This window comes from Actinoplanes palleronii, assembly GCF_016862315.1.
Taxonomy (GTDB): domain Bacteria; phylum Actinomycetota; class Actinomycetes; order Mycobacteriales; family Micromonosporaceae; genus Actinoplanes; species Actinoplanes palleronii.
The window spans coordinates 1-16,627 of record NZ_BOMS01000197.1; the positions used below are offsets into that span (position 1 = coordinate 1).

A 16,627-nucleotide genomic window follows, 5' to 3' on the forward strand; every position below is an offset into this window, starting at 1 on the left:
CTCATAGAGCCCCCGGCCCATGCCGGCCCGCTGCGCGCCCTGACCGGTGAACAAGAACGCCAGCCGACCGGACCGGGCGACACCCCGGACCGTGACATCGCCCAAGATCACCGCGCGGTGCGGCAACGCGGCACGACGCGCGGCAGCCGCACCGACGGCGAGCACGTCACCGTCGACACTCCAGAGAGCCTGCGCTTCGAGGGCCTCCTGCGTGTGACCGGACACCAGCACCGGCACCACCGGCAGGTCGAGCGCCGCCGTGTGCGCCTGCGGCGAGGTCGGCGGCTCCTCCAGGATCACGTGCGCGTTGGTGCCGCTGATGCCGAACGAGGACACCCCGGCACGGCGCGGCCGCTCCCCCACCGGCCACGGCCGAGCCTCGGTCAGCAGCTCCACGGCACCGGCCGACCAGTCCACGTGCGGCGACGCCTCGTCGGCGTGCAGCGTGGCCGGCAACGTCTGGTGGCGCAGCGCGAGAACCATCTTCAGGATGCCCGCGGCACCGGCAGCGGCCTGGGTGTGACCGATGTTCGACTTCACCGACCCCAGCCACAGCGGCCCGCCGGAACGGTCCTGGCCGTAGGTGGCCAGCAGCGCCTCAGCCTCGATCGGGTCACCCAGCGTGGTGCCGGTCCCGTGCGCCTCCACGGCATCCACGTCGGACGCGGTCAGGCCCGCCCCCGCGAGGGCGGCCCGGATGACCCGCTGCTGGGCGGGACCGTTCGGCGCGGTCAACCCGTTGGAAGCGCCGTCCTGGTTGACCGCGGTACCGCGTACCACGGCAAGGACGGACCGGCCCGCTGCTCGCGCCGCGGAGAGGCGCTCGATCAGGAACACGCCGGCGCCCTCGCCCCATGCGGTCCCGTCCGCGCCGGCAGCGAACGACTTGCACCGGCCGTCCGCGGCCAGGCCGCGCTGCTGGCTGAAGTCGAGGAACGCGGTCGGCGTCGCCATCACGGTCACCCCGCCGACCAGGGCCATCGTGCACTCGCCGGACCTCAGCGCCTGCGCCGCGAGGTGCAGCGCGACCAGCGACGACGAGCAGGCGGTGTCCACCGTGACGGCCGGGCCCTCCAGGCCGAACGTGTAGGACACCCGACCGGACAGCACGCTCGCGGCGTTACCGGTGCCGATGTGGCCCGCCGAGCCCGCGACGTCGGCCTGCCCCTCGTCCAGCAGCGCCACGTAGTCCTGGCCGTTGGTGCCGGCGAACACGCCGATCTGCTCGCCGCGCAGCCCGAGCGGGTCGAGTCCGGCGCGCTCGAACGCCTCCCACGACGTCTCGAGCAGCAGCCGCTGCTGCGGGTCCATCGCGAGGGCCTCACGCGGCGAGATCCCGAACAGGCCGGCGTCGAACTCGCCGGCGCCGGACACAAAACCGCCGGCCCGCGTGTAGGTGGTGCCGGGATGCGCGGGATCCGGGTGGTAGAGGGCGTCGAGGTCCCAGCCACGGTCGGCCGGGAACTCGCCCATCGCGTCGGTGCCGGTCGCGAGCAGGTCCCAGAGCGCCTCGGGGGTGTCCGCGCCGCCGGGGAAGCGGCAGGCCAGCGCGACGATGACGATCGGGTCGTCGCCGGTGGCGACGGTGGTGGTTCCGGGTGCCGCCGGGCCGGCCGCGGGCGGGGTGAGCGCGAGCCGGTCGAGCAGGAACCCGGCAAGCCGGTCAGCGTCCGGATAATCGAAGACCAGCGCGGCCGGCAGGGTGAGTCCGGTGGCGGCGGCGAGGCGGTTGCGCAGCTCCATCGCGGTCAGCGAGTCGAATCCGAGGTCCTGGAAGGAGCGCCCGGGTGCGACCGCGTCGGCAGAGCCGTGGCCCAACACGGCCGCGGCGTGGTCGCGGATTTCGGTCAGCAGCGCGCGTCGCGCTTCAACAGGATCAAAATCAGTCATTTGTACGAGCGAAAGCCGCCCGGAAACGGGCACCTCGCGCCCACCGACCCGCACGCCGGGCAGGTCGGCCAGCACCGTGGCGGGCCGGACCGCGCCCAGTTCGGCGGCGAGCCGGTCCCAGCGCACGTCGGCGACCAGCACAGCCGGTTCGCCGCTGCCCACCGCGGCGGCCAGCGCGGCCAGCGCCGGTGCGGGGTCGAGCAGCGCCAGGCCGGCCCGGCGGAACCCGGCCGTGTCCGCGTGCCCGGCCATCATGCCGGCGTCGGCCCACGGTCCCCAGGCGATCGAGGTGGCGGGCAGCCCGGCGGCCCCACGATGCCGTGCGAGCGCGTCGAGGGCCGCGTTGGCGGCGGCGTAGTTGGCCTGCCCGGGGTTGCCGAGCACACCGGCGGTCGAGGAGAACAGCACGAACGCGGTGAGCGGCCGGTGCGCGGTGAGCTCGTGCAGCCACCACGCGGCGTCGGCCTTGGGCGCGAGGACCGCGTCGAGCCGGTCCGGGTCGAGGCCGGTCAGCAGGCCGTCGTCGAGGGCGCCGGCGGCGTGCACGATCGCCAGGTCGGCATCCCCGCCGAACTCGCCGACCAGTGCCGCGACGGCATCCCGGTCGGTCAGGTCGCAGGCGCGCACCTCAACGCCGGGCAGTTCGGCAAGCAGGTCGGTCAGGTCACCGGTCGTGGCGGCCTTTTCGGTGGCGGCGCTGTCGGTGGCGGCGCTGCCGTTGACGGCCTTGTCGGTGACGGGCCTGCCGGTGATGCCGCGGCCGACGAGGACGATGCGGGCGGCGCCGTGGGCGGCGGCCCATCGGGCCACCTGGCGGCCGAGTCCGCCGGTGCCGCCGGTGATCAGCACGGTGCCGCGGGGCTCCCAGGCGCTGCCGAACGGTTCCGGTGCCTGCGCGAGGCGGCGGACGAGCAGACCGGTGCCGCGGACGGCGATCTCGGTCTCCTCGCCGAGACGGCCGGCGAGGACGGCGGCCAGCCGGGTGCCGGCGCGGGCGTCGAGCCGCTCGGGCAGGTCGACGAGGCCGCCCCAGCGGTCGGGGTGTTCAAGGGCGGCGACCCGGCCGAGGCCCCAGGTGGCAGCGGACCGTGGCGCGGCGGCCGGGTCGGCGGTGCCGGTGGTGACCGCGCCGCGGGTGGCCAGCCAGAGCGGTGCGGTGATCCCGGCGTCGCCGAGGGCCTGGACGGTCGCCAGGGTGTCGTCGAGCGAACCGCAGGCGGAGAGGACACCGCTGACGGGGGTGTCGAGGGCGCGCAGCCACGCGGCGAGGTCGTCGCGGGTGCCGGACGGCAGGCGCAGCACTGTCGCACCGTGGCTGGTCATGGCCGCGACCAGGGCGGCGGCCTGCGATTCGCCCGCGGCTTGGGTTTCGTCGGTGGCCTGGGTTTCGTCGGTGGCCTGGGTTTCGTCGGTGGCCTGGGTTTTGTCGGAGGCTTGGAGCAACCAGGTGCCGGTGAGGCGGGCCGGGCCGGGGTCGGTGACCGGCTTCCAGGTTTCGTGGTAGCGCCAGCCGGCGATCCGGGAGCGTTCCTGGCCGCGGGCGCGCCAGCTGGCCAGGGCGGGCAGCACAGTGGCGACGGTGTCGTCGTCGACGCCGAGTTCGGCGGCGAGAGCGGGGAGGTCGCCGCGTTCGACGGCGGTCCAGAAACCGGCGTCGAGGGTGTCCGCCGGGCGGGCGGCGTTCCGCAGCCAGTAGCGCTCGCGCTGGAAGGCATAGGTGGGCAGCTCAGCCGGGCGCACACCGGCGAACAGCGGCGTCCAGTCGACTGGCACGCCGTGCACATGCAGGGTGGCCAGGGCGGTCAGTGTCGTGGTGACCTCGTCACGGTCACGGCGCAGCATCGGCACCGCCCCGTCGACCATCGCCGACAACACCCCGTCGGGTCCGAGCTCGATGAAGCTGGTGACCCCGTCCAGTGCCGCGACCGCGTCAGCGAACCGCACCGGGCGGCGCACATGCTGCACCCAGTACTCCGGGTCAGCCCAGTCACCGGTGCCGGTGAACGTCAGGGTGGTCACCACGGCCCGGAACTCGTCGAGCATCGGGTCCATCAACCGCGAGTGAAACGCGTGACTGGTCCGCAACCGGGTCGTCTTCCACCCCTGGCCTTCGATGGGCGCAATGTCGGCTTCGAGACCGGACACGACGACCGCACGCGGCCCGTTGATGGCCGCGATGTCGACATCGGGGAACGCTGCCCGGACCTCGTCCTCGGACGCCTGCACCGCCAGCATCACGCCACCGGCCGGGAGTGCCTGCATCAGACGGCCACGGGCGGTGACCAGGGTGGCCGCATCCTCGATCGAGAGAACCCCGGACACGTGCGCGGCCGCGATCTCACCGATCGAGTGGCCGACCACCGCATCGGGGGTCACGCCCCAGGAACGCAGCAGCGCAGCGAGTGCCACCTCGACGGCGAACAACGCGGGCTGGGCATAACCCGTGCGGTGGATCAGCTCCGGGTCGGCCAGGACCGTGCCGAGCGGGCGGTCGAGGTGCGCGTCCACATGCAGCGCAACCCGGTCGAAGGCGTCCGCGAACACCGGGAACGTCGTGTAGAGGCCCCGGCCCATGCCGGCCCGCTGCGCGCCCTGACCGGTGAACAGGAACGCCAGCCGGCCGGGCCGGGCGACACCCCGGACGGTGGTCTCGCCGAGGATCACGGCGCGGTGCGGCAACGCGGCACGCCGGGCGGCAGCCGCACCGATCGCCAGCGCATCACCATCGAGCGTCCAGACAGCCTGCGCTTTCAGGGCCTCCGGCGTGTGACCGGACACCAGCACCGGCACCACCGGCAAGGTCAGCGCTTTCGCCTTCTCCTGGGGAGAAGCCGGAGGCTCCTCCAGGATCACGTGGGCGTTGGTGCCGGAGACACCGAACGCCGACACACCGGCGCGACGCGGGCGGTCGTTTGCCGCCCACGGCTGTGCCTCGGTCAGCAGCTCGATGTCGCCGGCCGACCAGTCCACCTGCGGGGTGGGCTGCTGCGCGTGCAGGGTGGCCGGCAGGGTCTCGTGGCGCATCGCGAGGATCATCTTGGCGATGCCGGCGACACCGGCGGCGGCCTGCGTGTGACCAATGTTCGACTTCACCGAGCCCAGCCACAGCGGCCCGCCGGAACGGTCCTGGCCGTAGGTGGCGAGCAGCGCCTGCGCCTCGATCGGGTCACCCAGCGTCGTGCCGGTGCCGTGTGCTTCCACCGCGTCTACATCCGCCGCGGTCAACCCGGCGTTGGCCAAGGCTTGACGGATCACCCGCTGCTGCGCGGGACCGTTCGGCGCGGTGAGCCCATTCGACGCGCCGTCCTGGTTGACCGCTGTCCCCCGTACCACAGCAAGAACGTGATGCCCGGAAGCGCGAGCCGCGGAAAGACGCTCAACCAGCAGCATCCCCGCGCCCTCCGACCAACCCGTGCCATCCGCCGCGGCACCGAACGACTTGCAGCGGCCGTCGGCCGCGAGGCCGCGCTGCCGCGAGAACTCCACGAAGACGTCCGCGTCCGGCATCACCGTCACGCCACCGACCAGAGCCATCGAGCACTCACCCGAGCGCAGCGCCTGCGCCGCCAGGTGCAAAGCGACCAGCGACGACGAGCAGGCCGTGTCGACCGTGACCGCCGGGCCTTCCAGGCCGAACGTGTAGGAGATCCGGCCGGACATCACCGACGACGCCGTGCCGGTCAGCAGGTGACCTTCGATGCCGTCGACGGACTCCACCGGGCCGGTGCCGTAGCCCATCGCGGTGGCGCCGACGAACACGCCGACCGGCTGACCAGCGAGCCCGTGCGGGTCCACGCCGGCGCGCTCCATGGCCTCCCACGAGACCTCCAGCAGCAGCCGTTGCTGCGGGTCCATGGCGAGGGCCTCGCGCGGCGAGATACCGAACAGCCCGGCGTCGAAGTCACCGGCGCCGTAGAGGAAACCGCCACCGCGGGCGTAGAACGTCCCGGCGTGGTCCGGATCCGGGTGGTAGAGCCGATCGAGATCCCATCCCCGATCCACCGGGAACGCCCCGATCCCCTCACCACCGGACGCCACAAGATCCCAGTACTGCTCCGGTGACTCCACCCCACCGGGCAGCCGGAGGCCCATGCCGACGATGACGATCGGGTCGTCGCTGGTAGCGGCCGCGACGCCGGTGACCACGGTGTCGGAGCGGCCGGTGACCTGGGCGAGCAGGAAGTCGGCGAGCCGGGCCGCGGTCGGGTGGTCGAACGCGAGGGTGGCCGGCAGCGTCAGCCCGGTGGCGGCGCGCAGCCGGTTGCGCAGTTCGACCGCGGTCAGCGAGTCGAAGCCGAGGTCCTTGAACGCACGGCCCGGTGCGATCGCCGCGGTGGAGTCGTGACCGAGGACGGCAGCAACGTGGGTGCGGACCACCTCGGCGACCAGCCGGGACCGGTCGGCGGGGGTCAGGCCGGACAGGCGCCGGGCGAAGGCCGACTGTTCGGGTCCGCCGGGGACTGCCGGTGCCTCGACGGCCTGGGCGGCCGGGAGGTCGGCGAAGAACGGCCGGGCCCGGGTGGCGGTGAAGGCGGGCAGGAACGTGGTCCAGCGCAGGTCGGCGACCGTGACGTGGTCCTCGCCGGCGCCGACCGTGGCGGCCAGCGCGGTGAGGGCGGTCGCCGGGTCCAGCGGGGTGAGGCCGCGGCGGCGCAGCAGGGCGCTCACCTCGGCGTCGGCGGCCATGCCGGACTCGGCCCACGGTCCCCAGGCGATCGCGGTGCCCGGCAGGCCCCGGGCACGTCGGCCGGCGACCACGGCGTCCAAGGCGGCGTTGGCGGCGGCGTAGGCGGCCTGTCCGGCACTGCCCCACACGCCGGCGATCGAGGAGAAGACGACAAACGCGTCCAGGTCGCCGGTCAGCTCGTCGAGGTGCCGGGCACCGTCGACCTTGCCGGAGAGCACCCGGTTCAGGTGTGCGGCGTCGGCGGCCGTCAGCGCGGCGTCCTCGGCCACACCGGCGGCGTGCACGACCGCGTCTACCGGTCCGACGGCTGCCAGCAGAGCTTCGACCGCGGCCCGGTCGGCTAGGTCGCAGGCGTGCACCTCGACAGCGGCGCGGGCCGCACGGTCGCCGGTGCGCGTCTCGGCGGCGGGCAGCTCGGCCAGCAGCTCCGTCACCAGGTCGGCGGCGCCAGGCGCCGCGTTGCCACGGCGGGAGACCAGGATCAGGCGCTCGGCACCGTTCGCGGCGGCCCAGCGGGCCACCTTGGCGCCCAGCCCACCGGTGCCACCGGCGATCAGCACGGTGCCGGAAGGCCGCCACTCACCGCCGCCACCACCGATCGGCTCGGTGCCGGGCCGCTCGCCTCGGCCGGCGGGTGCGGGGCTGAGGCGGCGCAGCAGGACGCCGCTGCCGCGGATCGCGATCTGGTCCTCGGCGCCGAGCCCACCGGCCAGGACCGCGCCGAGCCGGCCAACGGCGCGGGTGTCGAGGGTGTCCGGCAGGTCGACGAGGCCGCCCCAGATCTCGGGGTGTTCGAGGCCGGCGACGCGGCCGAGGCCCCAGGTGGCCGCTTGGTCCACGTCGGGGGCGCCGTCCGCGCGGCTGGTGGTCACCGCGCCGCGGGTCAGGATCCACAGCGGGACGCCGGTGTCGGCTGCCGCCTGGACGGCGGTGAGCAGGCCGGGAAGAGGCACTGCGGGCAGCACCAGCAGACCGGCCGGTGCCAGCTCCCGCAGCCGGGTGGCCAGCTCGTCGCGGTCGTCGGGTGCCAGCACCACGGGTTGCGTACCGAGGTCGCTCAGCGCGGCGGCGACACCGAGGGTGTCGTCGCCGAGCACCGCCCAGACGCCCCGCGGCGCCCCGGCGGTGAGGCCGGTGGCGGGTTTCCAGGTGACCCGGTAGCGCCGGCCGTCGAGCAGCGAGCGTTCCCGGCTGCGCTCACGCCAGGCGCTGAGTGCGGGCAGCAGCGGTTCGAGGACCGTCACGGGTACGCCGAGCCGGCCCGCCAGCGCAAGCGGGTCGCCTCGGTCGACCGGCTCCCAGAACTCGGCGTCGGCCGCGGCGGCGGCGCCCTCCCGGCGGGGTTGCAGCCAGTACCGCTGGCGCTGGAAGGCGTAGGTGGGCAGCTGATCGGGCCGAATCCCGGCGAACAGTGCCGTCCAGTCCACCGGCACACCCTGCACGTGCAAGGTCGCCAGAGCGGTCAGAGCGGTCGTGACCTCGTCACGGTCACGGCGCAGCATCGGCACCGCCCCGTCGACCATCGCCGACAACACCCCGTCCGGGCCCAGCTCGATGAAGCTGGTGACCCCGTCCAAAGCCGCAATGGCATCCGCGAACCGCACCGGGCGGCGCACGTGCTGCACCCAGTACTCCGGGTCAGCCCAGTCACCGGTGCCGGTGAACGTCAGGGTGGTCACCACGGCCCGGAACTCGTCGAGCATCGGGTCCATCAACCGCGAGTGGAACGCGTGACTGGTCCGCAGCCGCGTCGTCTTCCACCCATGCTGCTCGACGGGCGAAATGTCCGCCTCGATGCCGGACACGACAACCGCTCGCGGCCCGTTGACCGCCGCGATGTCGACGTCGGGGAACGCCGCGCGGACTTCGTCCTCGGACGCCTGCACCGCGAGCATCACGCCACCGGCGGGGAGCGCCTGCATCAGACGGCCACGCGCGGACACCAGCGTCGCCGCGTCCTCCAGCGACAGCACCCCGGCCACATGGGCGGCCGCGATCTCACCGATCGAGTGCCCGACCAGGACATCCGGAACGACACCCCACGACCGCAGCAACGCTGCCAGGGCGACTTCGAGGGCGAACAACGCCGGCTGGGCATTTCCGGTCTCGTCGAGCGCGGACTCATCGATGTCCAGATGCACCGCGACCGCGTCGTAAGCGTCGGCGAACACCGGGAACGTCGCGTAGAGACCCCGGCCCATGCCGCGCCGCTGCGCGCCCTGACCGGTGAACAGGAACCCGAGACGACCGGACTGCGCAACCCCGCTGACCGTGACATCACCGAGGAGCACGGTGCGATGTGCCAGCGCGGCACGGCGCGCCGTGGCGGCACCCACCGCCGCCAGCTCGCCGTCGAGCGGCAGCCGGGCCGTCTGCGCTTCCAGGGCCTCCGCCGTGTGACCGGACACCAGCACCGGCACCACCGGCAAGGTCAGCGGCGACGCGGCTACGGCGACATCGGTCGGCGGCTCCTCCAGGATCACGTGCGCGTTGGTGCCGGAGACACCGAACGCCGACACACCGGCGCGACGCGGCCGGTCGCTTGCCGCCCACGCCCGGGCTGAGGTCAGCAGCTCGACACCGCCTGCCGACCAGTCGACGTGCGAGGACGGTTCGTCGGCGTGCAGGGTGGCGGGCAGCGTCTCGTGCCGCATCGCGAGGATCATCTTGGCGATGCCGGCGACACCGGCGGCGGCCTGGGTGTGACCGATGTTCGACTTCACCGACCCGAGCAGCAGCGGCCCGCCGACGCGGTCCTGGCCGTAGGTGGCCAGCAGCGCCTGCGCCTCGATCGGGTCACCCAACGTGGTCCCGGTGCCATGGGCTTCGACAACGTCCACCTCGGATGGCGCCAGGCCCGCCCCCGCGAGGGCGGCCCGGATGACCCGTTGCTGCGCGGGACCGTTCGGCGCGGTCAGCCCGTTGGACGCGCCGTCCTGGTTGACGGCGCTCCCCCGGACCACTGCCAGGACCTCATGCCCGGCCGCGCGGGCTGCCGACAGCCGCTCGACCAGCAGCATGCCCGCGCCCTCGGACCAGCCGGTGCCGTCGGCGCCCGCACCGAACGACTTGCAGCGACCGTCGGCCGACAGACCACGCTGGCGGGAGAACTCCACGAAGACGTCCGCGTCCGGCATCACCGTCACGCCGCCGACCAGAGCCATCGAGCACTCACCCGAGCGCAGCGCCTGCGCCGCCAGGTGCAAAGCGACCAGCGACGACGAGCAGGCCGTGTCGACCGTGACGGCCGGGCCTTCCAGGCCGAACGTGTAGGAGATCCGGCCGGACATCACCGACGACGCGGTACCGGTCAGCAGGTGACCTTCGACGCCGTCAGCGGTGTCGTGGGGTCCGCTGCCGTAGCCCATGAAGGTGGCGCCGACGAACACGCCGACCTGTTCGCCGCGCAGGCCGAGCGGGTTGACGCCGGCGGCCTCGAACGCTTCCCAGGACGTCTCCAGCAGCAGGCGTTGCTGCGGGTCCATCGCGAGGGCTTCGCGCGGCGAGATCCCGAACAGCTCCGCGTCGAAGTCACCGGCGCCGTAGAGGAAACCGCCACCACGGGCATAAAACGTTCCGGCGTGGTCCGGGTCCGGGTGATAGAGCCGATCGAGATCCCATCCCCGATCCACCGGGAACGCCCCGATCCCCTCACCACCGGACGAGACCAGATCCCAGTACTGCTCCGGTGACTCCACCCCACCCGGCAGCCGCAGACCCATGCCGACGATGACGATCGGGTCGTCGGCGGTGGCGACGGCGCGGGCGACGGTGGCGTCCGATACCACGGTTTCCGGGGTGAGCCGGCCGAGCACAAACGTGGTCAGCCGGTCGGCGTCGGGATAGTCGAAGACCAGGGTCGCGGGCAGAGTGAGCCCGGTCGTGGCCTGCAGCCGGTTGCGCAGCTCCACCGCGGTGAGCGAGTCGAAGCCGAGGTCCTGGAAGGCGCGGTCCGCGGCGATCGCCGTGGCCGAGGCGTGGCCGAGCACCGCGGCCACCGCGGCCCGGACCAGGTCCAGCACGGTGCGATGCCGTTCCGCGAGGGTGAGCGGCGCCAGCCGGGCGGTCAGGCCGGTGCCGGGCCGGTCGGCGGTGGCAAGACCGGCCGGGATGGCGGCCTCGGGAGTGAGGCGGGCGAACAGCGGGCGGTCGCGGACTGCGGTGAACAACGGGAGGAAGTCGGCCCAGCGCACGTCGGCGACCACAACCTGGTCGTCGCCGGCGCCGACCGCGGTGGCGAGGGCGGCCAGCGCACGGGCCGGTGCCATCGGGGTGAGGCCACGGCGGCGCAGCTGGTGCGCCACCTCCTGGTCGGCGGCCATCCCGACTTCGGCCCACGGTCCCCACGCGATCGCGGTGCCGGGCCGACCGGCGGCGCGGCGCCGGGCGATCAGCGCGTCCAGGGCGGCGTTGGCGGCACCGTAGGCCACCTGCTGCGCGCTGCCCCACACTCCGGAGATCGACGAGAACACCACGAACGCGTCCACGTCGCCGGCGAGGTCGTCGAGGTGCCGGGCGCTGTCGACCTTGCCGTCGACCACGCGGCGCAGGTGTGCGGCGTCCGCGTCGAGCAGCGCTACGTCCTCGCCCACACCGGCGGCGTGCACGACCGCGTCGACCGGCCCGACGGCTGCCAGCAGGGTCTCGACCGCGGCCCGGTCGGCCAGGTCGCAGGCGTGCACCTCGACGGCGGCGCGGTCCGCACGGTCGCCGGTGCGCGTCTCGGCGGCGGGCAGCTCGGCCAGCAGCTCCGTCACCAGGTCGGCGGCGCCAGGCGCCGCGGCGCCGCGGCGGGAGACCAGGATCAGGCGTTCGGCGCCGTTCGCGGCGGCCCAGCGGGCCACCTGGGCGCCGAGACCGCCGGTGCCGCCGGCGATCAGCACGGTGCCGCGCGGCTGCCAGTCCGGCGCGGTGGCTGCCGGGGCCGGGACGAGCCGCCGTACCAGGGTGCCGTTGGCCCGTACGGCGATCTGGTCCTCGGCGCCGAGGGCGCCGCCGAGTACTGCGGCGATCCGGGCCGTGGCGCGGGCGTCGATCGTGGCGGGCAGGTCGAGCAGGCCGCCCCAGATCTCGGGGTGTTCGAGGCCCACGGCGCGGCCGAAGCCCCAGAGGGCGGCGGCATCGATGTCGGCCGGGCCGGCGGCGACCGCATCGCGGGTGACCAGCCACAGCGGGACGGGCTGCCCGGCGGTGACCAGGCCACGGACCAGCGTGAGGGCGTCGGGCAGCGAGGCCGGCGCGGCGAGGATGCCCGCGAGGTCCGTGCCGGTGCTCTCGGTCAGCGGCACCACGGTGGCACCCGCGGCGGTGAGGATGTCGGCCAGGCGGTACCGGTCCTCACCGGCGACGGACCAGGTGCCGGCGAGGGTGGTGTCGGGGGCCGGGGTGGCCGGCTCCCACTGGATCCGGTAGCGCCAGCCGTCGGTCAGCGAGCGTTCCCGGGACCGGGCGCGCCAGGAGGCCAGGGCCGGGAGGACGTCGGTGAGGGCGGTGGCGGGCAGGCCGAGCCGGTCGGCGAGTGAGCCGTCGTCGACCGCGGTCCAGAAGTCGGTGTCCTTGTCGGCGGGTTCGGCGGCGGGAGCGTCGTCGGGCCAGTAGCGCGACCGTTGGAAGGCGTAGGTGGGCAGGTCGGCGGGCCGGACCCCGGCGAACAGCGGCGCCCAGTCGACCGGCACGCCCTGCACGTGCAGGGTCGCCAGGGCGGTCAGAGCGGTCGTGACCTCGTCCCGGTCACGGCGCAGCATCGGCACCGCGCCGTCGACCATCGCCGACAACACCCCGTCCGGGCCCAGCTCGATGAAGCTGGTGACCCCGTCCAGCGCCGCGATCGCGTCGGCGAACCGCACCGGCTGCCGGACGTGCTGGACCCAGTACTCCGGGTCAGCCCAGTCACCGGTGCCGGTGAACGTCAGGGTGGTCACCACGGCCCGGAACTCGTCGAGCATCGGGTCCATCAGCCGGGAGTGGAACGCGTGGCTGGTCCGCAGCCGGGTCGTCTTCCACCCCTGCTGCTCGATGGGAGAAATGTCCGACGAGAGGCCCGACACCACCACCGCACGCGGCCCGTTGACCGCCGCGATGTCGACATCCGGGAACGTCGCGCGGATCTCGTCCTCGGACGCCTGCACCGCGAGCATCACGCCACCGGCCGGGAGCGCCTGCATCAACCGGCCACGCGCGGATACCAGCGCCGCCGCGTCCTCCAGCGACAGCACCCCGGCCACGTGGGCGGCCGCGATCTCACCGATCGAATGACCGACCAGCACATCCGGAACGACACCCCACGAGCGCAACAGCGCCGCCAGGGCCACCTCGAGGGCGAACAACGCCGGCTGGGCATTTCCGGTCTCATCCAGCGCGGACTCGTCGATGTCCAGATGCACCGCGACCGCGTCATAGGCATCCGCGAACACCGGGAACGTCGCGTAGAGACCCCGGCCCATGCCGCGCCGCTGGGCGCCCTGGCCGGTGAACAGAAACGCCAGGCGGCCAGGTCGGGCGACACCCCGGACGGTGGTCTCGCCGAGGATCACGGCGCGATGCGACAACGCGGCACGCCGGGCGGCAGCTGCACCGATGGCGAGCATGTCACCGTCGACGCTCCAGAGAGCCTGCGCTTCCAGGGCCTCCGCGGTGTGACCGGACACCAGCACCGGCACCACCGGCAGGGTCAGCGCCTCCGTCTGCGCCTGCAAGGAAGCCGGCGGCTCCTCGATGATCACGTGCGCGTTGGTGCCGCTCATGCCGAACGAGGACACTCCGGCGCGGCGCGGCCGGTCACCCGCTGTCCAGGGCTGAGCCTCGGTGAGCAGTTCAACGCGGCCCGTGCTCCAGTCGACGTGCGGGGACGCCTCGTCGACGTGCAGGGTGGCCGGAAGCGTCTCGTGGCGCAGCGCCAGGACCATCTTGACGATGCCCGCGACCCCCGCGGCCGCCTGGGTGTGACCGATGTTCGACTTGATCGAGCCCAGCAGCAGCGGCCGCTCCCGGTCCTGACCGTAGGTGGCGAGCAGCGCCTGCGCCTCGATCGGGTCACCCAGCGTCGTCCCGGTGCCGTGTGCCTCCACCGCATCGACGTCAGCGGCGCTCAGCCCCGCGTTGGCCAGAGCCTGACGGATCACCCGCTGCTGCGCGGGACCATTCGGCGCGGTCAACCCATTCGACGCGCCATCCTGATTGACGGCTGTCCCCCGTACCACAGCAAGAACGTGATGCCCGGAAGCGCGAGCCGCGGAAAGACGCTCAACCAGCAGCATCCCCGCGCCCTCGGCCCAGCCGGTGCCGTCAGCGGCAGCGGCGAACGGCTTGCAGCGGCCGTCGGTGGCGAGACCGCGCTGCCGGGAGAACTGCACGAACGTTTCCGGGCCGGACATCACCGCCACACCGCCGGCCAGCGCCATCGTGCATTCGCCGGAGCGCAGCGCCTGCACGGCGAGGTGCAGCGCGACCAGCGACGACGAGCACGCCGTGTCGATGGTGACGGCCGGGCCTTCCAGGCCGAACGTGTAAGAAAGGCGGCCGGAGACGACGCTGGCGGCGGTGCCGGTGAGCAGGTGACCTTCGAGGCCGCCGGGGAGCGTGCCGGCGCGGCTGGCGTAGTCGAGGCTGTTGGTGCCGGCGAACACGCCGATCTGCTGGCCGCGCAGGCTCAGCGGGTCAATCCCGGCCCGTTCGAACGCCTCCCACGACGTTTCGAGCAGCAGCCGTTGCTGCGGGTCCATCGCCAGGGCCTCGCGCGGCGAGATGCCGAACAGGCCCGCGTCGAAGTCGGCGGCGTCGTAGAGGAAGCCACCTTCGCGGGTGTAGGTGGTACCGGGGTGATCGGGGTCAGGGTGGTAGAGGCCGTCGAGGTCCCAGCCGCGGTCGCGGGGGAACTCGCCGATCGCGTCGGACCCGGAAGCGACGAGATCCCACAGCGCCTCGGGGGTGTCCGCGCCGCCCGGGAAGCGGACGCCCATGCCGACGATGACGATCGGGTCGTCGGTGGCCGCGACCGGTACGGTCGGCGTGGCGACGGCAGCGACGGTGCCGGTGAGCTGGCCGAGCAGGTACCCGCCGAGCCGCTGCACGCTCGGGTGGTCGAACGCGAGCGTGGCGGGCAGGGTCAGCCCGGTGGCGCTCTGCAGCCGGGTGCGCAGCTCGACCGCGGTGAGCGAGTCGAAGCCCAGGTCCTTGAACGCCCGGTCACCGGCGATCGCCACTGTGGAGGCGTGCCCGAGGACCGCGGCGACGTGGGTGCGCACCAGGTCGGCGACGTGCCGTTCCCGGTCGGTGCCGGGCAGCTCGGCGAGGCGCTGGGCGAAGCCGGAGAAGACCGTGCCGGTGGCGGCGGGGGTCGGGGCCGGCTGAAGGTCGTCGAAGAGCGGGCGGGCGCGGGCCGCGGTGAACGACGGCAGGAACTCCGCCCAGCGCACGTCGGCGACCGTGACCGCGACGTCCCCGGCGCCGACCGCGGCGGCGAGGGCGGCGACCGCCCGGCGCGGATCCATCGGCTGCAGACCCCGGCGGCGCAGCTGGGCGGCCACCTCGGTGTCGGCGGCCATGCCGACCTCGGCCCACGGCCCCCAGGCGACCGCGGTGCCGGGCCGGCCGGCCGCGCGGCGCCGGGTGATCAGCGCGTCCAGCGCGGCGTTGGCGGCACCGTAGGCGGCCTGCTGCGCGCTGCCCCACACCCCGGAGATCGACGAGAACACCACGAACGCGTCCACGTCGCCGGCCAGCTCGTCGAGGTGGCGGGCGCCGTCGACCTTGCCGGTGAGGACCTCGTGCAGGTGGGCCGGGTCGGCGTCGAGCACCGGCACGTCGGCGGCGACCCCGGCCGCGTGCACCACGGCGTCGACCGGTCCGACGGTGGCCAGCAGCGCCGCGACGGCGTCGCGGTCGGCGAGGTCGCAGGCGTGGATCTCGGCGTGCGGCAGGGCGGCCAGCAGAGCGGCAGCGCCGGGCGAGCCGGGTCCGCGCCGTGACACCAGCACCAGCCGGTCCGCGCCCTGCGCGGCGGCCCAGTGGGCGACCTGCGCGCCGAGCCCGCCGGTGCCGCCGGTGATCAGCACGGTGCCGCGCGGGCGCCAGGCGGGCGCGGTGCCGGCCGGGGCGGGTGCGAGCCGGCGGACGAGCGCACCGGAGCCGCGTACCGCGATCTGGTCCTCGGCGCCGAGTGCGCCGGCCAGGATCGCGCCGATACGGGCGGCGGCGCGGGCGTCGAGTGTCGCGGGCAGGTCGAGCAGGCCGCCCCACATCTCGGGGTGTTCCAGGCCCACGGCGCGGCCGAGGCCCCAGACGGCGGCCTGGTCGACGTCGACCGTGCCGTCCGCGCGGCCGGTGGCGACCGCGCCCCGGGTGACGAACCACAGCGGGACGGCCCGGCCGGTCTCGGCGACGGCGCGGGCCACGTCGAGAGCCTCGGCCGGGGTTCGCGGGGTGGCGAGCACGCCGGCCAGGTCTGGTCCGGCTGCGGCCCAGTCGACGACCGGGACGCCGAGCCCGGTGAGCAGCTCGGTGAGGCCGTGGTGATCGGGGCCGGCCAGCGCCCAGGTCCCGGCCGGGACGGCGGGGCTCAGGGTGGCGGGTTTCCAGGTGACGCGGTAGCGCCAGGTGTCGAGGACGGAGCGTTCGCGGCCCCGCTCGCGCCAGGCGGCGAGGGCGGGCAGCACGGGTGCCAGGGTTTCGGCGGTGACGCCCAGACCGGCGGCCAGGCCGGCCAGGTCGTTGCGTTCGACAGTGGTCCAGAACGTGGCGTCGGCGGGGGCGGAGGACGGCGCTGGGCGGCTCTCCAGCCAGTAGCGCGAACGCTGGAACGCGTAGGTGGGCAGCTCAGCCGGGCGCACACCGGCGAACAGCGGCGTCCAGTCGACTGGCACGCCCTGCACGTGCAGGGTGGCCAAGGCAGTCAGCGCCGTGGTGACCTCGTCACGATCGCGGCGCAGCATCGGCACCGCCCCGTCCACCATCGTCGACAACACGCCATCCGGGCCCAGCTCGATGAAGCTGGTGACCCCGTCCAGTGCCGCGATCGCGTCGGCGAACCGCACCGGCTGCCGGACGTGCTGC

At 74.2% G+C, this 16,627-nt stretch carries 1 protein-coding gene; it reads right to left on the reverse strand.

Annotation, left to right across the window (positions count from 1 at the left end):
- The coding region (locus tag Apa02nite_RS51805) for a type I polyketide synthase (protein ID WP_275412930.1) at nt 1-16,627 on the reverse strand (16,627 nt) is incomplete at both ends.